Origin of the sequence: Sulfobacillus thermosulfidooxidans (genome assembly GCF_001280565.1) — a bacterium.
Classification (GTDB): Bacteria; Bacillota; Sulfobacillia; order Sulfobacillales; family Sulfobacillaceae; genus Sulfobacillus; species Sulfobacillus thermosulfidooxidans_A.
In genome coordinates this window covers 3,162,032-3,182,283 of record NZ_LGRO01000001.1, presented here as the reverse complement: position 1 = coordinate 3,182,283, position 20,252 = coordinate 3,162,032, and the positions used below count along the sequence as shown (strand labels likewise).

Here is a 20,252-nt window from a genome sequence, read left to right as displayed (position 1 = left end):
AAAACTTCTTCTCGGTTTAATCGACCCGCTTTGCGCAAGATACTACTGGAGTTTTTAGCTTACCAACATCATGTAACAAACCTGCTTCTCGTACCAATTCGATTCGGTCTTGAGGCATCCCAAACTGTTCCGCTAATTTGGCCGCATAATGCCCGACCCGAATTGAATGACCATATGTGTATGCATCTCGAAAATTAATTGCGGTTAATAAGATATCAATACTGCGATGATAGGTAACATGAGCTCCTCGTAATAAAGCTAAAATATACCTGATAGAAGCAAGAGGGACAATAAATATTAACTCACCGTATGGTCCCAAATCTTTGTAAACAGCCGCCATGGAATAACCAATTGGAAGCATCATGAAGAAGGTTGGCAACACCCATTTAAAATGGACACGAATCGTTTCAACAATGTCGCGATGCGTTCGAAGAGCGATCGCAATTGCCACCAAACCCCAATTTAAGAGGAACGCCGTTAATGCTGCGATTATTAACGGAAGGCTAACTTGAGTAAAGCCTAATTGGTGCCACGAACCCGACAATTCTCGAAATAACTCCCCGGCAGCCCAGCCCGAGATTCCAAATTGAGCTCGATTAAAAATAAAAGACGGCCATTTAACCTTACCACGATATTCGCTACCAACTATGCTTCCAAGGCCGCCTAACCACAGGGCTGCAGCTGGTCCTAGTATAATGGCGGTCGATAATATAATAGGTAATTGTAATGATATACCTCCATTATCTTTAAGCAAAGAAATATCAACTAGTGAAGAAACCATAATTGCTAGAAGAAATAACAAATCAACAGATTTCATCGTCGTCAGAAACGACAGGTTATCCATGAATAGTAAGATCGCAAACAGAACGGTCAAAAAGATAAAATAACGCAGTTTTACTGGGTAAGACATCTGGTTCCACCCTCTTTTCTTATACAAGAAATATTATTCGACCAACCACTTAACTAAAGTAAAATCCCGAACCTACTACAATAACATCCACTAAGTTGGATACTAAGTTACGGACCAGACCCTTCATTTTTGGCATTTACTCCTATCGTATTTGCCTCCATGTACCCTCGCTCAAGGTAAACATGTGTCTCTGTTCGCTTGGTCTGTGTTGGTCGAAACTTTTTAAACTTTTTGCCCCGAGTACAGGAGTATTCGCCTATTGACGGCATCAAGAGTTGCCCGGATTACGGTATCTTCGATCGTGTCACGGAGCACTCCGCAGCCGGCTAAAATTTCTTCGCCCGGGTCCGCTATGGTTACCACCACGACATCAATTCCTCCTACCCGCGTCATTTCAATTCCGTTAAAAATCAGTTGTTCCAATTGTGCTAAGGCTTGATTTACCGCTTCTACTGTGGCTATCGCGATTGCCATGGGAATTGTCGCACCTTGTCCCCGCCCTTCGAATATGCGGTCGCCTCGGCTTAACCGGCAATGGGCTTCAATCCCTAGGGTGTTGTGGCCGATTGAGAAGCCTGCGATTTGAAGACGCGATCCCCCATGTTGTAATTCGTCTTCAGATTGTATTTGCACAACCGTAACCGCATCTTGTGAAACATTATCGAACCCATAGCTACGTAATAGTGAAACGACTTCTCGAATGATTTGGCGCGGTGGCTTACTGCCATCGCTTAAAATCTGGATCCGGGTAACTTGGTCGGTGTCTTGATAGACACTCGCACTCTTGATATAGGGAATCCGGAGTATGACTTGTTCATAGGTTTGAAATTGTTCTGCCATAACTCCTCCTTGGGCTACACCCTTAGAATACGACACCAAGCGGCAATTTCCTTCTTTTTAAGGCTCATTTTGTCTCGAATTTCCAAAAAAATTTAGGGACTTGCTGGGCAAGTCCCTCATGAATTGTTTGCGATCCTTATAGAGGTTCCAATAATCCATAATCTCCGTCGTGACGACGGTATAGCACATTGATACTGTCCGTTTCGGCGTTGGTAAAAGCGAAGAAATCGTGACCTAAAAGATCCATTTGTAAAAGCGCTTCATCCAATGTCATCGGTTTAACAGGGAACGTCTTCCGCCTGACCACATTCGGCAAATCCAGAGGCTCTGAAGCTTTTTGTAAATTCGCCTCTTGAATCAGTTTCCGGCGTTCCCGAGTCTTATATTTGCGATATTGCCGCTCAAGTTTATCAACCACCAAATCGATCGACGCATACATATCCGAATTGGATTCTTCAGCTCGCAATAAAAAGCCTTCGAGAGGAATGGTTACCTCAACGATTTTCCGCCCCTTCTCAACACTCAAGACCACATGCGCTGTCACATCTTGATGGTCGATGAACTTGGCCATCTTGTTCATTTTTTTCGTTACATAATCTTTTAAGGCATCCGTAATCTCCACGTTTTTCCCGCGAACGATAACATCCATCGCGTAACGCCCCTTTACGGCTTTGTGCCAATCTTGGATTAGACTGGTATATGTATTATAGCATGTGGGAAAAAACAGCAAAAAAGATCACAGAAGATTGCGGATACCGTAAATTGTGCATCTAACCAAAGTCACAGACTTTCTCACGACTTGTATTTAGATAGAAAAGCAGATGATGCCAGTCACTATTTATCCAGAATTTACACCGACAAAGCTCAGCTATAGCGCATGTGAAAAAAGGGCGGTCATCGCAAAGTTAAGCAGAATAGGGAAAGAACGATGATTATAATCCCGGAAGACAATACAGAAGCCGTTACAGAAGACCCCTTCAAAGAGGGGAAGAGATTATTACAAAGAAAAAGCTGGGATAACCCAGCTCATTCTCTTGTCGAGTCGATTCTTAGAGGCGAACGACGTTCGCAGCCTGCGGGCCGCGGTCACCCTCCACTACATCAAATTCGACACGCTCGCCTTCGTTGAGCGTACGGAAACCTTCGCCATTAATGGCCGTGTAATGCACAAACACGTCACCGCCGTCTTCACGCTCTAAGAATCCGTACCCTTTTTCTGCACTAAACCATTTGACACGTCCGGTCATGCTAAAATATGTCCCCTTTCTTAAAGCTGTCCTAAAGTCCAGGACAACCGCGTTCAATATAGCATCCCCTACCAAAAAAGTCAAACAATATCGTCCTCCACCATTCGTCACCGTTTTCCCCAAGGCTGGGGATTATTCCTTGTGGATTATGGGGATAAGTCTGTTGATAAAAGTATTATCAAGCTTTTTCGCTGGGGATATTTGGTCTGTTAATTGCGTCAGCGCCGTTGATAGCCCCGCGTTCAATCCGCCTTTGTACCTTATTTTGGTACATGCGCGAATCAGCAATAGACAGTAATTGTTCTACCCCCAGTCCGTCACTGGGATAATGAGCATAGCCAACAGAAATCCCCAGCCTTATGGGAACGGTGTCAAGTTGGCACTGGGCGACTTTAAGCTGAATGCGCTCCATGGCCGTTTGCGCCGCTTTTTGACTGGCCCGGCGTAATAAGAGAATAAATTCATCACCCCCATAACGGGCTAAAATGTCATGTTCACGAATTTCCAAACGCACCGTATCCACCACTAGCTGTAATAACCGATCCCCCATAAGATGCCCGTAGGTATCATTGACAAACTTGAGGTGATCCACATCAAAAAAGAGCACCGCAAAATCAGTTCCTTCTTCTTCAGCTAACCGCATTTCCCGGTCTAGCACCTCTTGAAAATAACGAAAATTATACAGGCCCGCCAATAACGGGTCCTTGGCTGACAAATGGCGAGTTTCGGCTAACAGATCGATTTTGCGGAGACTGACAGCCGCTTGCGTCGCCAAAATTTGGCCGAGGCGCAGGTCAGGCGGACCATATTGATGGGGTTCGGGATGAGCCACCACCATCAATCCGATCAAGAGACGATCCGTGACCATAGGTAGCAATAACACCGACCGCATGGCGCGAGGAATACGGGGATTCACAAATCGCCCCATCACGGTTTCTGCATCATCAATTAGTTCACTGGATCGGGATTCAATCGTCCACCCCGTGATACCCTCCGACGCCAAAACTTCTTCTTTGTATGGCGGAGGTTCATCGAAAGGATAATACACATGGACCCTGCGCACGGCCAGTCGATGAGGAATTTTCTGGTACATGACCAACACACTACTCGGGAAGGTTTCACGGATTCCTTTTTCCATGCTGCGGTAGACATCTTCCGGGGAGCCGGCCGTGGCGATTTCTTGAGCAACACGCACTGCAGTGAGCGTGTTTTTATGGGTCTTATAAAGATTGTATCCGAGACCTAAAAGTAGCGTAATCAATAAAAATGGGAAAAATGCCAAAATCGCACCAGGTGTATGATAAGCTTTTTGCAGCAGCACAAAAATTAAAATGAGCGGGGCCGATATCACCCAGCTCAACAAATCAAACAACAATCCTTCTCCAAACAATTGCCATGTCTTCGCACTATTATCCTGAATTAAATAATAAACCAGGACAAGCATATTATTAATGAACAAAAAGGTAAGAGAAAACATAGTGGCTTGTACCCACAAGGGAGAAAAGCGGTGAAAGACCGAAGCTCCCGCCAAAACACTAACAGAAAAAATACTCCAACTAGCCAGCGAGCGAATCCCCTTAAATCCCTTGATCCACCCGAGCATCTGTCCTATTGACCCTGCGACAACAGCCGGAATGGTGCCACCGATAAGAAATACGGAGAAATAACCGGCATTGACCAAAGTGATGGAGCCTTGTCCCAGTTTAATAGGCCACAGCGTGGACGCCGCCACCATGATGGCCCCCACGATGACGACACCCCAAATATGCGGTGCCCATCTAAGTCCATGAACAAGGATTAAAACCGGGCCCAAAACCGTTAAAAGCCATAAGTACACTTGGATAAGGGATATCCGTCGCAGCATGCAGAGTTCCTTTCTTATTTCAAACGAACAGTGCTGTTTATGGCAAAATTATTTGGCTATATATTCGTGAAATATCACCAGATTCCTGCAAATCATCTCCATTCACTGATAATATCGCAGCCAAGAAAAAGCATCATTAGCCTATTGAGCGAATCATCACGGGCTCACTATGCCGTAACAGTGATTTTAAGGTGGCAAGAGGCACATACGGGTTCATGTGAGTTAAATCGATCCATATAATCACATCATGGCGGCACATATCTAATACTTGTCCTTTATCAAGACGAGAAGGTGTTACGATAATAAAAGGGAATCGGCGTTCAAGCCGCTTGGCGATTGCCAAGGTTTGATCGCTCGATCCCCCATCCACAATAAGAATTTCCATGTCCCAACGTTGCCAAGCAGCATCTTCCCAGACTTCACTCAAATCGGATACCGCACGTTCCAAAATATTCTCTTGATCGCGCACATACAACACTACCGTGATCGCAGCCGGCACAAGTCCAGGCCATGGCAAAATTCGCGAATATACCCACTCTAATGCCACCACTGCACCGTAAAGCGATAGTGCTAAACCAAGAGCTCCCCACCAGGTCACAGGACATTCTCCTTTCCACATTCTGTCCCATTATACGAGCAGTCTGTGGAAATCATGCCCATGCTTACCGTCTAGGATTGACCTGGGCTTTGGCTAACAACGCATCAACGCGGTTAACTTGTTCCCATGGCAATGCGACATCGGTACGACCAAAGTGGCCGTATGCGGCCGTTTGCAAATAGATAGGACGCCGCAGATCCAAATCTTCAATAATTCCTAAGGGGCGCAAGTCAAAGACCTGACGGACAATATCCGCTAAGACATCATCGGGTAAACGTCCTGTACCAAAAGTATCCACCATCACGGAAATGGGCTGAGCCACTCCAATAGCATAAGCGATTTGAATTTCCGCTTTATCAGCTAACTGGGCAGCTACCAAATTTTTTGCCACCCAACGGGCCGCATACGATGCAGAACGGTCCACTTTAGTCGGATCTTTGCCGGAAAAGGCCCCGCCCCCATGGCGGGCATAGCCTCCATAGGTATCAACAATAATTTTTCTGCCGGTCAGTCCGGAATCACCATGCGGTCCGCCAATCACAAAGCGACCGGTGGGATTGATTAAAATCCGCGTGTGCGATAAGTCCCAATCGGGAGCAACCACGGGTTTGACCACTTCTTCGATAACGGCTTCCGTAACCGTTTGTAAACTCACTGAACTTTGATGCTGGGTGGAAATCAAAACGGTATCAATGCCAACAGGTTTATCGTTTTCGTAGCGTACCGTCACCTGGGTTTTGCCATCCGGCCACAAAAACGGCACGCGTTCAGATTTTCGCACTTCCGCTAGACGGTATGACAAACGGTGGGCAAGAGAAATCGGTAGTGGCATTAACTCAGGGGTTTCATTACACGCGAATCCAAAGACCATGCCTTGATCCCCTGCGCCGATTAATGCACGCGCATCATCTGAGCCTTCGCGGATTTCCAAAGCCTGGTTGACGCCCATGGCAATATCGGGAGATTGTTCGTCAATAGAGGTCAACACCGAAACCGTATCCGCGTCGAAACCCATTTTGGCGCGCGTATAACCAATGGCGCGGATCGTTTCTCGCACCGTCCGCGGAATATCGACATACGTGGTTGTGGAAATCTCTCCAACCACGAGAGCCATTCCCGTGGTAACGACCGTTTCCGCGGCAACACGCGCCACTGGGTCTTCCGCGAGAATGTTATCTAAAATAGCATCGGAGATCTGATCAGCAATTTTATCGGGATGCCCTTCGGTGACCGATTCCGACGTAAAAAGAAAATTGCGCCCCAATTACGTGCCTCCTTCTTCATGCCCTTATACACAAAAAATCCCCTTCAGAGAGAAGAGGTTCGGCTGCATCTCTCATCCGTCCCCAAAAAAGGGGTCGGGATTGGCACCGTGGCAATAATTTGCCGGTTGCCGGGCTTCATCGGGCCTGTCCCTCCGCCGCTCTCGATAAGAGCATAATGATTAATTGTCTTTCCGAGTATATAGTCTGACTTTCTTTGTGTCAACTAGAAAAATACCAAAAGGTCTGCTCTTTAGGTAGCATGTGCGCTATCGCTAAAGCCTATCCCACTCACGTCATGGGGAGAATACCGTGGGTTACACGCATGGGGATTTTAAGTCCATAGAGGTGAAATCACGAGTTCTCGCCGGGGGCGCAATAGGTCCCCCGGCTCTCAGTCCTGGATATCATGTTATCCCGGACGATTCGTGAGGAATTTTTGGCGAGTAGCTTCCCCACCGCGAAGATGACGCTCGGCTTTGTTGAATTCTAAGACTTTTTTGACTTCATTGGCCAATTTTTGGTTAACTTTTGGCAATCGTTCGGTGACGTCTTTGTGGACAGTACTTTTCGAGACGCCAAATACTCTGGCTGTATCTCGCACGGTTGCCCCGTTGTTTAAAATGTAGTTTCCGATGTCCACAACACGTTGCCAGATATGATCCTTCACATTTCCGGCCCCTTTCTCCCCCCGAACTTGGTAGAGTATATGGCCGCAAAAAAAATAAATGCCAGAGCAAAGATTCCTGCTCTGGCATTTCATGGGATGGTCAGGATGAAGGATGGAGATATCCTTCCGGATTGGTTGCCATTGATCCGTGATACACATCAAAGTCTAAATGGGATCCCGGTTGATGGCTATAAATACTACTGCCTCCTACCGTCCCAATAATCTGTCCTTGTTTCACCATTTCGCCCGCTTTGACGTTCGCACTACCAAGATGACCGTAGACCGTCTCATATTGGTCGCCATCCTTGATAGTGACCGACAACCCTTGATGGTTCACATTTTCGACCTGGGTGACCACTCCGCCCCAAGCGGCGTGAACCGGCGTTCCTGCCTTGGCCGAAATCGTGATACCGGGGTTGTAATACCATTCATTTAACGCGCCCGAATATTGCCACCCAAAAGGATTCGATATAGCCCCATTGACCGGCATCATTAAAGGCGCTGCCGTGCTACTGGCTTGCGATTTAAGCTGGGCCCCATGATTTTTGGCCGTAGAAGAGGGTGAGTGCGCTACTGGCACGGTAACAGGATGGGCAGACCGGTGTGTCAAAGCCAATGTTAAAAGACCGCCACCCAACACTGCAACGCCGCCAATAATACCGACCAGGGTGAGACGACGATTCGCCATTCGTTTGTTCCTCCACTCTTTATGCACTTGGCAACCGAGGATTCATATCCTCTTAATTCCAGTGTGCCCAGGAACTCCCAATTCAAACCCGGTTAGTAAGTGACGGTAACTAGAGGCGTCCCTACATCTACTTGTTCGGCGTGCCAGTATGTGTTGTAATTCAAGGCCACTTGAATATTAACGGGATGACCTTGTAAGCTGTCATGCTGGGCAATGAATCCGCTATCCCCCGCCACCGAAACATACTGAGGCGTTTCGATTCCATTTACTTTCTTAGCACCAATGGCCTGAAACGCCTGGTTAATGACCTGGTTCTCTTGAGCCTGGGACAAGTTCTCGGGTAAGGTGCCTTGAAGCGTAAACGCCAGATGTAAGGGCCCATAACGCGATAAGACGTGACGGACCAAACCAAGGCTTTCATTTAATCCTTCAAAGCCTTGACTCCCTACCCGGTCAACGACCACGTATGTGGCTCCAGAGGATAGACGTTCGGCGATGAGTTCGCTGGAGAATCCCGCAACATGCTGCCTGATTGATGCCTTTTGATATCCCGTGCCTTGTTCGAACTGCACGGTTCCCCGTATGTGCGTTTGATCGGATAAGTGACGAACGATATCGACAAGATTTTGTTGACTTTGCGACCGTGGCAATTGGACCCAACCGTTAATGCTAAATCCTTGGGGATGGGCTTTGGTAGCTTGAAAAGCCGTCATGACCGGGGACAATGCGGCCGCCCTAACACTCGCTCCCATCCACAACACAAATCCAATCCCAGCAATCCACAATCCATTACGTATCCCGTTTTTCACTTTTAACCCCCCTGGCAACGAATCTCTACCAGATTGTTCCACCAAACGCTTTTTTTCATACATCGAACCAAAAAAGCCCTTGCCGATTAACGACAAGGGCTTGTTTTAGAAGATGAAAAGTACGGGACTTGAGTGAAGCCTACAGATAGGCTAGTGCGTCATGGCCGTAGGATGACCGGCTAGCTTAAGCCGATTTTCCGCACGGGCCAATGCGCGTTTCGCCCGAATCAAATCGATATTGGGTTCAGCTTTGCCGATCGTCTCCAAGGCGCGCTGGCGAGCCTTTTCTGCACGGGCCACATCGATTTCCGAAGCGCGCTCAGCTGAATCGGCCAAGACCACAGTGGTGGTATCCCCGACTTCCAGGAAACCCCCACCAATCGTAAATTGCTCGGTTTTGCCATTTTCCGGATATACCGTAATGATGTGGGGAACCAAGGGCGTAATGAGTTGCATGTGATGCGCCAAAATCCCGATTTCCCCTTCAGTGGAGCGGACAATGATATACGTTACCGGTCCTTCGAAGAGCGTCCGTTCCGGGGTCACAATCTTCAACTGATAGGTGGTTGCCATACTATCCCCCCAACCCTAAAGGGTCTTTGCTTTCTCGACAGCCTCGTCAATGGAGCCCACCATGTAAAACGCCATTTCCGGCAAATCATCATGGCGCCCCTCAAGGATTTCTTTGAAACCTCGGACACTCTCACGAATCGGCACGTATTTGCCCGGTGTGCCAGTAAACTGCTCGGCCACGAACATCGGCTGTGACAAGAAGCGCTCAATCTTTCGGGCGCGGGCGACAATTAATTTATCATCATCACTTAATTCATCCATCCCTAAGATGGCAATAATATCCTGAAGTTCTTTGTACCGTTGAAGCACAGCTTGAACGCCCCGGGCAACTTGATAATGTTCATCGCCCACCACCTGCGGATCCAAGATCCGTGAGGTCGAAGCCAAGGGATCCACCGCAGGGAAGATACCTTTTTCAGAAATCCGCCGTTCCAGGTTCGTGGTCGCATCCAAGTGCGCAAATGTTGTCGCTGGAGCAGGGTCCGTGTAGTCGTCTGCTGGCACGTACACCGCCTGAATTGAGGTGATGGATCCTTTTTTCGTGGAGGTGATCCGTTCCTGCAAGTTCCCAATGTCCGTAGCCAAAACTGGCTGATATCCCACCGCTGAAGGCATACGCCCGAGCAACGCTGAGACCTCAGAACCCGCTTGGATAAACCGAAAAATATTGTCAATGAAGAACAACACGTCCCGGCCTTCCTGGTCACGGAAATATTCTGCCATGGTGACTCCGGAGAGAGCCACCCGCATACGCACGCCCGGAGGCTCATTCATTTGTCCATAAACCAACGCGGTTTTGTCGATAACCCCTGACTCAGACATTTCTAAGAACAGGTCATTCCCTTCCCGGGTTCGTTCACCGACCCCAGCGAAAACCGAAAATCCTCCATGTTCGGTGGCAATATTATGGATGAGCTCCATAATTAATACGGTTTTACCCACTCCCGCTCCGCCAAACAAGCCGACTTTTCCACCCTTAGGATACGGAGCTAAGAGGTCAATTACTTTAATACCGGTTTCAAAAATCTCTGTTGATACCGCCTGTTCGGTAAAACTGGGGGCTGGACGATGAATAGGCATTCTGAGTTCCGCATCGACCGCGCCTTTACCATCAATGGGGTTCCCCACCACATTGAACATCCGGCCAAGCGTGACATTGCCCACAGGCACGCTTATGGGATGCCCTTCATCAATGACTTTCATCCCCCGGACCAGGCCATCCGTCGAGGCCATGGCAATACAACTGACCCGGTTGTCACCAATTTGGTGCATCACTTCCAAGATTAAATCAGATGATCCATTGTCGGGACCATCCCCTGCCGCATTCCGTGTGCCGACGACGCGTAGAGCGTTATAAATCGCCGGCAAGTGGCCGCTGGGAAATTCGACCTCCACGACAGGGCCTAGTACCTCCACGATTTTGCCATCATGTTCCGCCACGCTCGATCCTCCTATTCCAAAGCTTCGGCGCCGCTCACGAGTTCCGCAATTTCTTTCGTTATAGCAGCTTGCCGTAAACGGTTACGCATTAATATCATCTTGCGAATGAGTTCATCCGCATTCTTGCTTGCGGAATCCATGGCCGTCATTCGGGCTCCCTGCTCACTGGCTTTGGATTCCAATAACGCACTGTAAATCAAAACCTCGATGTAGCGCGGAAGCAAATCATTGAACACGGTTTGTGTATCCGGTTCAAACACATAGCTGCGCTGCAAACTCGGATCATCTTCTGGGGGTTCTTCGACGGGCAACAGACGAATTGTTTCGGCCTGATGGGTCAAAGGATTGATGAATTTGGTATAGCTTAAAAACACTTCATCGACATCGTGATCCAGATAGTGTTGCAAGATTTCCCGCGCTATGGCACGCGCCTGGTGAAAAGTCGGGTCATCTCCTACACCAAGAAATTCCCGTAATATCGGCACATTCCGGTGCAGGAAATAGTCACGGCCCTTGCGGCCCACAGCAAACACGGCAGGATTCTTGCCGCCCACTTCACGCATGTAGCTACTGGCATGCCGCAAGATGTTGGCATTATACGGTCCCGCCAATCCCCGTGCAGAGGTGATGACAACAAATCCAACACGGTTCACATCACGTTTCTCTAATAGCGGATGTCCTGTACCTTTGCTGACGGCACGCCGGGTTATAGCGCGAATTTCATTGGCATACGCCCGTGCTTGTTTCGCCCGAAACTCGGCCTTGCGTAACTTCGCAGCCGCAACCATTTTCATGGCCCGCGTAATTTGCTGCGTGTTCTTGACGCTTTTAATGCGCCGGTCAACTTCTTTAAGTCCGCCTCCAGCCATTTATAACACCGCCGTTTTCTTATATTCCTCTATGGCGTTCGTCAAAAGCTTGATGGTTTCGTCACTAAATGCTTTGTCTTTGCGGAGCGCCTCGTAAATGTTTTCGTGTTTCTCGTGCAAAAACCGGTGCAATCCCGCTTCAAAGGTTCGAACTTGTTCGACGGGAATATCGTCGAGGAATCCTCGGGTTACTGCGAAAATGGATACGACTTGTTCCTCAACAGGCATAGGTGAATATTGGGGTTGCTTCAAAATTTCAACCGTCCGGTTACCACGGGCGATACGAGCTTGCGTGGCTTTATCCAAATCAGATCCGAACTGGGCGAACGCCGCTAATTCTCGGTACTGTGCAAGGTCAAGACGCATCGTCCCGGCAACTTGCTTCATCGCCTTGATTTGAGCCGCTGATCCTACCCGGGACACCGAAGATCCCACGTTAACCGCAGGCCTGACGCCCGAGAAGAACAAATCGCTTTCGAGGAAAATCTGACCGTCGGTGATGGAAATGACGTTAGTGGGAATATACGCGGAAATGTCACCAGCCAACGTTTCAATAATGGGGAGAGCGGTCAAACTGCCACCCCCGTATTCTTTGTTGAGGTTGGCCGCACGCTCCAAAAGGCGGGAGTGAAGGTAAAATACATCTCCGGGATACGCTTCACGACCGGGTGGACGTCGGAGTAACAAGGACATGGCACGGTATGCCACCGCGTGCTTGGACAAGTCGTCATAAACAATCAAGACATCCTTGCCGTTATCACGAAATTCCTCCGCCATTGCACACCCAGCATAGGGAGCCAGATATTGAAGGGGAGCCGCTTCAGCTGCTGACGCAGAGAGGACGATGGTGTATTCCATGGCGCCGCGTTCTTCTAAGTTCCGCACTAAACCCGCAATCGTCGACTCTTTTTGTCCAATACCGACATAAACACAAATCACATTTTGACCTTTTTGATTCAAAATCGTGTCAATGGCAATAGCCGTCTTTCCCGTTTGCCTGTCACCGATAATGAGCTCACGCTGACCCCGGCCAATGGGAATCATAGCGTCGATGGCTTTAATACCCGTTTGTAACGGGCGGTTAACCGGTTCACGCATAATGATGCCTGGAGCCGGATATTCAACAGGTCGGCGGATGTTTGTCTCAATGGGTCCCTTACCATCGATGGGTTCCCCCAAGGCATTGACGACACGCCCAATGAGCGCTTCCCCCGCGGGAACTTCCACCATTTTGCCGGTGCGTTTCACCCGCATACCTTCGGTAATGCCGACATCACTGCCCAGGACCACACAACCGACATTGTCTTCTTCCAGGTTCAATGCCATACCAAAGACGCCATTGTCGAATTCCAGCATCTCACCCGCCATACAATTGGCTAAACCATAAATTCTGGCGATCCCGTCACCCACAGTGAGAACGACGCCGGATTCGGACAACTCTGTTTGCACATCATATTTTTGAATCTCTTCTTTTAAAATCGCGCTGATTTCCTCAGGCTTAATGCTCAAGGACTACCCCTCCTCCGTTTCCTCGCAGGCGCTCTCCCAAGATTTCCATACGCCTTAGAACACTGCCATCCAACACCCGGTCACCAACACGGATCACCGCACCGCCAATTAATGCCGGATTCACATGGGCAATGACCTTGATCTTTTTACCCATAGTGTGCCCAAGACGCTCTGCAAATTGGGCTTGTTGTTCGGGGGTGAGTGGGATGGCGCTTTCTACGTGCGCTTCCACAATGCCGTGATCGATTTCTACGAGTTTGTTAAATTCGTCACAAATTCCCGCCAAAAGATGCTCGCGTCCCTTGTCCATGACCAATTGGAGAAATTGCAGAACCAATGGGTGGACATTATCCGCAAAAATCCGTTTCAGCGTTTCCCGTTTGGCTTCATGAGACACTTGGGGATGATACAAGAACCCTTGCAAATCCTTTGAGCCTTCAATCGTTTGAATCACGAAATCCAAGTCATGCTGGATCTGCTCAACCAATTGATTGTCCCGGGCGAGCTCAAATAACGCTCTGGCATAGGGTTTGACGGCACGTTGATCGGTCATTGTAATTGCCCCGCATCTTGTAGAATTTGATCCAGATAACGCTCTTGATCTTTGTCATTGAGATTGCGTTCCAGCAGTTTGCCAGTAGCCATCAACACAAGATCAGCGACTTGGGCACGAATAGCCTTTAGGGCTTCGTCTCGCTCATGCTGAATTTCTTCGAGTGCCGCCTTTTGACGGTATTGAGCTTCCCGCTGGGCCTGTTCAACGATTTTTCGGGCTTCTTCTTCGCCTTCGCGGCGCGCCTGTGCAATTAAGGTCTTGGCATCTTCGCGCGCTTGTTTCAACAAGGCTTCTTGTTCTTGATGAAGTTTTTCCGCTTCTTCACGCAAGCTGTTGGCATCATTGATTTGTTTGGCGATGTTATCCCGACGTTTTTGCATCGCGGCCAAAAGCGGCTTGTAGACATACAGGCGCAAGAGAATCAACAAAATAACCCATTGTAGAACTCCGGCGACCATGTTGCCCAAGGTTAGAGATGTGCTAGACACGGTTTCGCTCCCTTCTCCCTGTCATATCCCCTCAAATGAGGACTCAGTGGTTCCGAGTCTTTCTAGCCGATTTTGGTGAACACGAAGAGCACGAAGGTGATAACCGGCCACGCTTCAACCAACGCTACACCCACTAAAGCCCATGTTAACAGCCGACCCAAGGCTTCAGGTTGACGTCCGACTCCTTCAACCATCCGTCCCATCACTAAACCGTTACCAATACCGGCACCAATCGCGCCACCTGCTGCTGCTAATGCCCCAATGAATAACAAAATATCGTGTGAACTCACGCTCAATTCCTCCTTAAAAGATTTAGAAATTTGACGATAATCCAATTTTGGTCCCGTTGTCCGGTTTATTTCTCACATCAATGCTCACTACTGGCTTGAATACTCATATAAGCCACGGTGAGAATCGTAAAAATCAACGCCTGAATCAAGGAAATCACTAAACTAAAGACCAGCCACAGGGTCCCAACTAGTACCACAACAAGCCATCCGGCGGCATCATGCGGCAGGTTCGTGGTCATACGCAGCACCAATTCTCCCGCCAAAATATTGCCAAATAACCGGAATGCCAAACTGACAGGCATCACAAGCTGTTCTAGTGCATTGACAATAAAGCCGAACACCGGTATAGGCTTCCAAAACCAGCCCACGAGAAAACCGCCAAGTCCTTTATATTTAATACCTGACCATTGAATGAGCAGGAAAATCACAATAGCCAAGCCGGCTGGCATACTTAAAAACGCTGTGGGAGAGTGTATCCAGCGTGTTCCAATCCCAGGAAGCGGCAATAATCCCAGAACGTTTGCCACGACAAGCAGGAGAAACAAGGTTAACGAAAGTAATGTTAAGTTCGGCGCCAGTTCCTTTGGTGCCATTTGCCCGACCAAATCCTGAAACGTTTCTAATGCGCTTTCGAGAAGGTTTTGCGCTCCTGATGGCACCGCTGTACTCACGTTGCGCACCGCAAGCAGGCCGAAAGCGAGTACGACCAGCATGGCTAAAAGGCCCGTGATAAAGGGCGGCCATTGAAAGGCTGTCAATGAAAAATTCATCCATTCACCCCCTTGTGCCGCGAGCTAAAAATCGCCCCAATTAAGTAAATTGCGTAAGGCACAAAGATTCCCGCTAATGCCCATCTGAGGTCTAACCTCGTATAATGCTGGAGCACATAGAAAAACACCCCTAGGAGGACCAGTCTCGACAGCAGCCTTAGATTAATGCTGGCCACCGCAGCTCGTCCATTAAGCCGCGCCCACAGTGGCAACCGAAGACCGAGACCTACGACATCCACAACACCGGGGAGAATCCCTGCCGCAATGCTCCAAAACACCATCCTTCCCGAAGCCACTAGCAATCCAATGAGCACGAATACCAAAGCGAGGCTTAGAGACGCTGCAGCCGATTTTCGCCAAAGCGCTGAAAATTCGTTCACTTTAGGAGAACCCGAGCCAGGTGGTAAACTCCATACATACCAGCTCCTATACCTAAGAGGACACCCAGCACTGTAAAAAGTGGCGCAGTGTGCAGCACCCTATCAAGCCATTGCCCTAGAAGCACTCCAATGATGACGGAAAAGACCAGTTGAATCGACAGCGCCATCGCGACTCCGATACCGCGGGCTGCAGTTAATGGACGTTTGCCGTTCTTCTCTGATCCCGTCGTCAGTCACCTTCTTCTTGGACAATTCAATGGTTGAAAGTTTGCCCATAATCGGCACAAATATCAAATCCCGCCAGGCAGACTCCCACCACGTGCCTTGGCTGAAGAGACTGATGCGCGAAAACCACTGCAGTGTCTCTACCGCCAAATTGGGCCAATTTCGGGAAGATCATGGCAGTCTGCAAGTATACGGCAGATACCAATATGGGTATGAAGGTGATACCCTCACGATCGATAAGTATAGTCCAGGCACAATAGCCCGTCAATAGACACGGCGGGCTAGGTTTCATCAAATTCCAAGCGTCGATATTAGTCGAGGACCGTACCAAATTGACGATCTCCCGCATCTCCCAGACCAGGAAGGATATATCCAAGATCATTCAATCCTTCATCCAGTTGAGCCGTAAAGACGTTGACATCGGGATGGCACTCGTCGACTTTTTTGATTCCTTCGGGAGCGCTTATAATACTCACCACACGAATATTTTGAGCGCCCTCTTGCTTTAAATAATCTAACGCGTCAACCGCTGATCCTCCCGTCGCAAGCATTGGATCGAGCAAAATCACGGGATGATCATGATACGAAGTCGGGAAATTACTGTAATACCGTATCGGCTTTAGCGTATGATGATCGCGGTACATTCCCAGATGAGATACCACAGTGTTGGGAACCACATCCCGAAATCCTTCGACCATCCCTAAACCAGCACGCAAAACCGGTACCAGTACCGGAACTTTATCCAACTTATATCCCGTAGTTTGCGCCAACGGGGTTGTCACTGTCATTGGTATAATGTCCAAATCTTGGAGCACCGGAAAAGCCAATAATCGCGTTAATGCCGTTAGACGTGAGCGAAACTCATCAGTTCCCGTCATATGGTCTCTTAGCACAGTAATGTGTACCTTAATCAGCGGATGATCGACGACGACTAACATACAAATTCCTCGTTTCCTTTGTTAAATATATCAAATTCACAAAAGGTTGCCGCCCAAGTTCTGCGCGACAACCTTTTGTTAGAAAATTCCTTAAAGATTTCGGCGCTCAATTTGCTCGATTTTCTCTAGGCGCCGTGCATGACGTCCCCCTTCGTATGGCGTGTCCAGCCATACTGATAAAATTTCTTCTGCCAATTCGGGGGCGACAAACCGTGCTCCCATAGTTAAAACATTGGCATCATTATGCTGGCGAGCCAAACGGGCAGATACTACATCATGCGCTAATGAGGCTCGCACCCCTTGGGTTTTATTGGCCACAATGCACATGCCTTGTCCGCTACCACAAATCAGTAACCCGCGTTCGGCATCGCCATTGGCTACAGCTAACGCCACCTTGTTAGCATAATCGGGATAATCCACAGATTCAGGACCAAACGTCCCGAAATCTTCAACATCCCAGCCCTTATCGATCAAATAGTTCACGAGCGTTTCTTTTAAAGGCCATCCCGCATGATCTGCGCCTACGGCGATTCGCATGTATTTATTCCTCCTTGTTTTCTGGCTTAGCGGATGAGTCCTCATCCACCAGGCGCGTTTTTAACTGTGATAGTAAGCGGTAGAGCCGCCAAGCCAGCGAATCATAGGACACCTGGTTTGTGCCAATGGGATCAGCGATATCTTCCTCTTCCCCTAAAAACTGGGGCAAAACAAAAATTTTGTCTTCCCATTCGGGTCGCATATGTTTTAGCTGCTCAGCCTGTGAGCCGGTCATTGTAAAAATCCAGTCAAATTCTCCCTTCACATCGCGAACATCTTGGGATCGATGTTGTTGTAAGTTTCCTCCATAGGGTTTCACCGCTTCTATGGCGTATTCCTGAGCCGCTTGGCCAGGCCATGCCGCCAATCCGGCCGATTCGACCACACACTGGTCTTGACACAAGCTTTTCCATAACGCCTCAGCCATGGGACTCCGGCACGTATTCCCAGTACAAACAAACAGGATTTTGGGGACCTCAGTCATTACTCCTTCACCTGCCTTGAGGCAGCTTTTCCGAGACGATTAGCGATAGCAAGCCCTACTCCGCTATCATCTTCAGGCCATATCACCACAATCGCACCAGGATTCTTCTTGTCAAGTTCGCGAAACCCGGTAAATAACTCATGAGCCACCTCTTCGACCCCTTCTCCCAATACTCGGAAGAATGATACCGGGTAATCTTGCCATTTTTGAGGAGCCAAGAGCGCGACGGGGTCAAATTCCTGTTTGAGGTGTGACAAAGTCTCCTCAATACGGCGATCCTCTCTCATATTAATCCAAATTACCGGAGCTTGGGGCGCATAATGACGGTATTTCATTCCCGGAGCCTTATGCGGTGTATGCGCACCGGGCAATAATACTCTTTGCCCTAATACCGATTCTAATGTCTCTAAGCCGATAAACCCCGGACGCAATAAGACAGGTTCAGGTAACGAACAGTCTACAATCGTCGATTCCAAGCCAACAAAACTGTCTCCCCCATCGATAATAAAAGGAACTCGTCCCTGCAAATCGTGAAAAACATCTACGGCGCGAGTCGGACTGGGACGTCCCGAGCGGTTCGCACTCGGCGCCGCAATGGGACGCCCTAGACCTTTAATCAATTTCCGGGCAATAAGATGGCTCGGGGACCTCACAGCGACCGTTGGCATTCCCCCTCGCACCGAGACCGGAATCGCATCATTAGCCGCAACGACAACGGTTAAAGGCCCTGGCCAAAACTTTTCGATGAGAATACGGGCCGTCGGCGGCACGGTATCTTGCGTGATGGCTTCTAAACCCTCTTGGTCTAAAACATGCACGATAAGCGGATTATCAGCCGGACGCCCTTTCGCTTGAAATATTTTTTGGCAGGCTTGTTCATTGGTCGCATCGGCCCCAAGACCATAAACGGTCTCAGTGGGAAAGGCCACCACCTCTCCCTGCTTTAAGGCCTCAATCGCTTTATCCAGTTGGTCTGCCGTTAACATGATGGTCTGCATAATCTGCCCCTTCCTTGCCAACTCAATACCCTCGAGTCCCTATTGTGGCCTACCCTAACAGAGCAATATAAAGCGTTCCCAAAATTAAGGTCACCGCAAAGACCTGTAATCCAAAAGGCAAATACCGCCGAAAATTTAACGAGTAGCCCCGTTCCTGTGCCAGACCTTGCGCCACAACATTAGCTGATGCACCAATAATCGTAGCATTGCCGCCAATCGCTGCTCCCATGGCTAAAGCGACCCATAATTCCATTCCGTAGCCAGGATGGAGATGCAACAAATTTCGAATTAAAGGAATCATGGCCGCAACCAATGGCACGTTATCCACAAGGGCTGATAATATGGCACTCCCCAATAAAATAATAAGGGCAAGCCCATTGCCTAATTGCTGATTTGCTAAAAACCGGGCAATATGACTAATGACTCCGCCATGTTCTAAAGCCCCCACCAAGACAAAAATGCCCACAAAAAAGCCCAGGGTTCCCCAGTCTACCATTGTCCAAAATCGTCCGACCCTTGGTCCCGCCACGATAAGACCTAGCACCGCGCCACCGATGGCAATTTCGCCTGAGCTCATATGGATCACGCGTTGAAGAACAAAAGCCATAAGGACTAAGGCTAAAACCCCCAACAAGGGAATTAACCGATTGGCTAAGGGAAATTCGCCCGGTACTTGGTAAGGGTCAACCACGATGGCTTGCGGGTTTTTTTCCCATTTTAACCGCCAAGGCAAAGTCAGAGCGACTCCGACGAGTAAAATCATAGCCGGTAGACCCAACATGGCAATAAAGGCATTAAAGGATAAATTGGCTGCGGTACCAATAAGAATATTTGGTGGGTCCCCAATGAGGGTCGAGAGTCCGCCCAAATTAGAAGCAGCCACCATGGCCATCAAAAAAGGTACAGGATCTAAATCCATCCCTTCTGCCGCGCGAAACAAAGCCGGAGACAATAATAGAATGGTCGTCACGTTATCCAAAAATGCTGAAATCACCGCAGTGAGAATAAAAAAGACCCATAAAAGCCGCCACGGTTCACCCCGGGCAATCTGGCGCGCCTTTAACCCAAAGCGAAAAAATAATCCGGCCTGTCCTAAAAGACCGACCAAGACCATCATGCCCAGAAGCAAACTAATCGTATTGATATCTATAGAAGACAAAGCTTCTCGAAGGGTAATGACATGCAACAAGACTAAAAGAGCCGCAACGCCCAATGCCGCCCAAGCCCGGTGAAACCAATCGCCAATTAAGAAAACATATAATAGCGCGAGAGCCCCCAGAGAAATTTGCGCTTCCGTCATAATTTCA

Annotated in this window: 26 protein-coding genes and 1 riboswitch; of the genes, 1 reads left to right on the top strand and 25 read right to left on the bottom strand. The window is 48.7% G+C overall.

The window, feature by feature from the left end:
- Positions 1 to 16: 16 nt before the first annotated feature.
- The 20 genes from AOA63_RS20405 to AOA63_RS19090 all read right to left on the bottom strand — a co-directional run bounded on the left by AOA63_RS20405 (position 17) and on the right by AOA63_RS19090 (position 15,930).
- Complete coding sequence (locus AOA63_RS20405; RefSeq protein ID WP_053960556.1) at positions 17 to 910, bottom strand: HD-GYP domain-containing protein; 894 nt, start codon at positions 908 to 910, stop codon at positions 17 to 19.
- 222 nt (positions 911 to 1,132) lie between these two features.
- Entirely contained in the window at positions 1,133 to 1,750 is a 618-nt protein-coding gene (locus tag AOA63_RS15495; protein ID WP_053960555.1) for a hypothetical protein, read from the bottom strand.
- 136 nt (positions 1,751 to 1,886) lie between these two features.
- On the bottom strand, positions 1,887 to 2,399 hold the full coding sequence (hpf, locus tag AOA63_RS15490) for a ribosome hibernation-promoting factor, HPF/YfiA family (protein ID WP_020376159.1): 513 nt from the start codon (positions 2,397 to 2,399) through the stop codon (positions 1,887 to 1,889).
- 400 nt (positions 2,400 to 2,799) lie between these two features.
- Positions 2,800 to 2,997 (bottom strand): cold shock domain-containing protein, encoded by a 198-nt coding sequence (locus AOA63_RS15485; protein ID WP_026040771.1) that lies wholly within the window; start codon positions 2,995 to 2,997, stop codon positions 2,800 to 2,802.
- A gap of 178 nt (positions 2,998 to 3,175) precedes the next feature.
- Positions 3,176 to 4,861, bottom strand: a complete 1,686-nt coding sequence (locus AOA63_RS15480) for a sensor domain-containing diguanylate cyclase (protein ID WP_053960554.1) — start codon at positions 4,859 to 4,861, stop codon at positions 3,176 to 3,178.
- A gap of 136 nt (positions 4,862 to 4,997) precedes the next feature.
- Complete coding sequence (locus AOA63_RS15475) at positions 4,998 to 5,459, bottom strand: glycosyltransferase (protein WP_053960553.1); 462 nt, start codon at positions 5,457 to 5,459, stop codon at positions 4,998 to 5,000.
- Positions 5,460 to 5,523: 64 nt separating this feature from the next.
- Entirely contained in the window at positions 5,524 to 6,723 is a 1,200-nt protein-coding gene (gene metK / locus AOA63_RS15470) for a methionine adenosyltransferase (RefSeq protein ID WP_053960552.1), read from the bottom strand.
- Positions 6,724 to 6,792: 69 nt separating this feature from the next.
- Positions 6,793 to 6,895, bottom strand: a riboswitch (SAM riboswitch).
- Positions 6,896 to 7,133: 238 nt separating this feature from the next.
- Entirely contained in the window at positions 7,134 to 7,391 is a 258-nt protein-coding gene (gene spoIIID / locus AOA63_RS15465; RefSeq protein WP_020376153.1) for a sporulation transcriptional regulator SpoIIID, read from the bottom strand.
- A gap of 100 nt (positions 7,392 to 7,491) precedes the next feature.
- Entirely contained in the window at positions 7,492 to 8,079 is a 588-nt protein-coding gene (locus AOA63_RS15460; RefSeq protein ID WP_053960551.1) for a M23 family metallopeptidase, read from the bottom strand.
- 92 nt (positions 8,080 to 8,171) lie between these two features.
- Complete coding sequence (locus AOA63_RS15455) at positions 8,172 to 8,888, bottom strand: YwmB family TATA-box binding protein (RefSeq protein ID WP_053960550.1); 717 nt, start codon at positions 8,886 to 8,888, stop codon at positions 8,172 to 8,174.
- Between the two features lie 150 nt (positions 8,889 to 9,038).
- Positions 9,039 to 9,461, bottom strand: a complete 423-nt coding sequence (gene atpC / locus AOA63_RS15450; RefSeq protein WP_053960549.1) for an ATP synthase F1 subunit epsilon — start codon at positions 9,459 to 9,461, stop codon at positions 9,039 to 9,041.
- A 15-nt stretch (positions 9,462 to 9,476) separates the two neighbouring features.
- Positions 9,477 to 10,901 (bottom strand): F0F1 ATP synthase subunit beta, encoded by a 1,425-nt coding sequence (atpD, locus tag AOA63_RS15445; RefSeq protein ID WP_053960548.1) that lies wholly within the window; start codon positions 10,899 to 10,901, stop codon positions 9,477 to 9,479.
- Positions 10,902 to 10,912: 11 nt separating this feature from the next.
- On the bottom strand, positions 10,913 to 11,770 hold the full coding sequence (gene atpG / locus AOA63_RS15440; RefSeq protein ID WP_053960547.1) for an ATP synthase F1 subunit gamma: 858 nt from the start codon (positions 11,768 to 11,770) through the stop codon (positions 10,913 to 10,915).
- Entirely contained in the window at positions 11,771 to 13,279 is a 1,509-nt protein-coding gene (gene atpA / locus AOA63_RS15435) for a F0F1 ATP synthase subunit alpha (protein ID WP_053960546.1), read from the bottom strand.
- Complete coding sequence (gene atpH, locus AOA63_RS15430; RefSeq protein ID WP_053960545.1) at positions 13,269 to 13,832, bottom strand: ATP synthase F1 subunit delta; 564 nt, start codon at positions 13,830 to 13,832, stop codon at positions 13,269 to 13,271. The genes atpA and atpH overlap by 11 nt, the downstream gene beginning before the upstream one ends.
- The gene (gene atpF, locus AOA63_RS15425) at positions 13,829 to 14,323 is read right to left on the bottom strand and encodes a F0F1 ATP synthase subunit B (protein ID WP_053960544.1); all 495 of its coding nucleotides are present in this window, start codon (positions 14,321 to 14,323) and stop codon (positions 13,829 to 13,831) included. The genes atpH and atpF overlap by 4 nt, the downstream gene beginning before the upstream one ends.
- Before the next feature lie 62 nt (positions 14,324 to 14,385).
- Positions 14,386 to 14,613, bottom strand: coding sequence for an ATP synthase F0 subunit C (atpE, locus tag AOA63_RS15420; RefSeq protein ID WP_037912202.1), 228 nt, complete (start codon positions 14,611 to 14,613; stop codon positions 14,386 to 14,388).
- A gap of 77 nt (positions 14,614 to 14,690) precedes the next feature.
- Positions 14,691 to 15,383 (bottom strand): F0F1 ATP synthase subunit A, encoded by a 693-nt coding sequence (gene atpB / locus AOA63_RS15415; protein ID WP_028962083.1) that lies wholly within the window; start codon positions 15,381 to 15,383, stop codon positions 14,691 to 14,693.
- Positions 15,380 to 15,763, bottom strand: coding sequence for a hypothetical protein (locus AOA63_RS15410; RefSeq protein WP_053960543.1), 384 nt, complete (start codon positions 15,761 to 15,763; stop codon positions 15,380 to 15,382). The genes atpB and AOA63_RS15410 overlap by 4 nt, the downstream gene beginning before the upstream one ends.
- Positions 15,760 to 15,930 (bottom strand): AtpZ/AtpI family protein, encoded by a 171-nt coding sequence (locus AOA63_RS19090; RefSeq protein ID WP_020376141.1) that lies wholly within the window; start codon positions 15,928 to 15,930, stop codon positions 15,760 to 15,762. Before AOA63_RS19090 ends, AOA63_RS15410 begins: the two co-directional genes overlap by 4 nt.
- Before the next feature lie 89 nt (positions 15,931 to 16,019).
- Between AOA63_RS19090 and AOA63_RS19435 the strand changes: the two genes are divergently transcribed.
- Complete coding sequence (locus tag AOA63_RS19435) at positions 16,020 to 16,259, top strand: hypothetical protein (RefSeq protein ID WP_139061637.1); 240 nt, start codon at positions 16,020 to 16,022, stop codon at positions 16,257 to 16,259.
- Between the two features lie 40 nt (positions 16,260 to 16,299).
- On the opposite strand, the gene upp is transcribed toward AOA63_RS19435, so the two are convergent.
- The 5 genes from upp to AOA63_RS15380 form a co-directional block, all read right to left on the bottom strand.
- Positions 16,300 to 16,926, bottom strand: a complete 627-nt coding sequence (upp, locus tag AOA63_RS15400) for a uracil phosphoribosyltransferase (protein ID WP_053960541.1) — start codon at positions 16,924 to 16,926, stop codon at positions 16,300 to 16,302.
- Positions 16,927 to 17,016: 90 nt separating this feature from the next.
- Positions 17,017 to 17,463 (bottom strand): ribose 5-phosphate isomerase B, encoded by a 447-nt coding sequence (rpiB, locus tag AOA63_RS15395; protein ID WP_053960540.1) that lies wholly within the window; start codon positions 17,461 to 17,463, stop codon positions 17,017 to 17,019.
- A 4-nt stretch (positions 17,464 to 17,467) separates the two neighbouring features.
- On the bottom strand, positions 17,468 to 17,947 hold the full coding sequence (locus AOA63_RS15390; RefSeq protein ID WP_053960539.1) for a hypothetical protein: 480 nt from the start codon (positions 17,945 to 17,947) through the stop codon (positions 17,468 to 17,470).
- The gene (locus AOA63_RS15385; RefSeq protein WP_053960538.1) at positions 17,947 to 18,945 is read right to left on the bottom strand and encodes an L-threonylcarbamoyladenylate synthase; all 999 of its coding nucleotides are present in this window, start codon (positions 18,943 to 18,945) and stop codon (positions 17,947 to 17,949) included. Before AOA63_RS15385 ends, AOA63_RS15390 begins: the two co-directional genes overlap by 1 nt.
- Positions 18,946 to 18,994: 49 nt before the next feature.
- A complete protein-coding gene (locus AOA63_RS15380) occupies positions 18,995 to 20,245 on the bottom strand; it encodes an SLC13 family permease (RefSeq protein ID WP_053960537.1) in 1,251 nt (416 codons plus the stop codon).
- Positions 20,246 to 20,252 lie beyond the last annotated feature (7 nt).

What these genes read in the sequence shown, in the direction of transcription:
- AOA63_RS15380 (WP_053960537.1), bottom strand. Translation starts at nt 20,245, where the DNA reads ATGACGGAAGCGCAAATTTCTCTGGGGGCTCTCGCGCTATTATATGTT.
- AOA63_RS15385 (WP_053960538.1), bottom strand. Translation starts at nt 18,945, where the DNA reads ATGCAGACCATCATGTTAACGGCAGACCAACTGGATAAAGCGATTGAG.
- atpH (WP_053960545.1), bottom strand. Translation starts at nt 13,832, where the DNA reads ATGACCGATCAACGTGCCGTCAAACCCTATGCCAGAGCGTTATTTGAG.
- AOA63_RS15480 (WP_053960554.1), bottom strand. Translation starts at nt 4,861, where the DNA reads ATGCTGCGACGGATATCCCTTATCCAAGTGTACTTATGGCTTTTAACG.
- rpiB (WP_053960540.1), bottom strand. Translation starts at nt 17,463, where the DNA reads ATGCGAATCGCCGTAGGCGCAGATCATGCGGGATGGCCTTTAAAAGAA.
- atpG (WP_053960547.1), bottom strand. Translation starts at nt 11,770, where the DNA reads ATGGCTGGAGGCGGACTTAAAGAAGTTGACCGGCGCATTAAAAGCGTC.
- AOA63_RS20405 (WP_053960556.1), bottom strand. Translation starts at nt 910, where the DNA reads ATGTCTTACCCAGTAAAACTGCGTTATTTTATCTTTTTGACCGTTCTG.
- AOA63_RS15495 (WP_053960555.1), bottom strand. Translation starts at nt 1,750, where the DNA reads ATGGCAGAACAATTTCAAACCTATGAACAAGTCATACTCCGGATTCCC.
- AOA63_RS19435 (WP_139061637.1), top strand. Translation starts at nt 16,020, where the DNA reads ATGGTTGAAAGTTTGCCCATAATCGGCACAAATATCAAATCCCGCCAG.
- hpf (WP_020376159.1), bottom strand. Translation starts at nt 2,399, where the DNA reads ATGGATGTTATCGTTCGCGGGAAAAACGTGGAGATTACGGATGCCTTA.
- AOA63_RS15460 (WP_053960551.1), bottom strand. Translation starts at nt 8,079, where the DNA reads ATGGCGAATCGTCGTCTCACCCTGGTCGGTATTATTGGCGGCGTTGCA.
- atpC (WP_053960549.1), bottom strand. Translation starts at nt 9,461, where the DNA reads ATGGCAACCACCTATCAGTTGAAGATTGTGACCCCGGAACGGACGCTC.
- AOA63_RS15390 (WP_053960539.1), bottom strand. Translation starts at nt 17,947, where the DNA reads ATGACTGAGGTCCCCAAAATCCTGTTTGTTTGTACTGGGAATACGTGC.
- upp (WP_053960541.1), bottom strand. Translation starts at nt 16,926, where the DNA reads ATGTTAGTCGTCGTCGATCATCCGCTGATTAAGGTACACATTACTGTG.
- atpB (WP_028962083.1), bottom strand. Translation starts at nt 15,383, where the DNA reads ATGAATTTTTCATTGACAGCCTTTCAATGGCCGCCCTTTATCACGGGC.
- AOA63_RS19090 (WP_020376141.1), bottom strand. Translation starts at nt 15,930, where the DNA reads ATGGCGCTGTCGATTCAACTGGTCTTTTCCGTCATCATTGGAGTGCTT.
- AOA63_RS15485 (WP_026040771.1), bottom strand. Translation starts at nt 2,997, where the DNA reads ATGACCGGACGTGTCAAATGGTTTAGTGCAGAAAAAGGGTACGGATTC.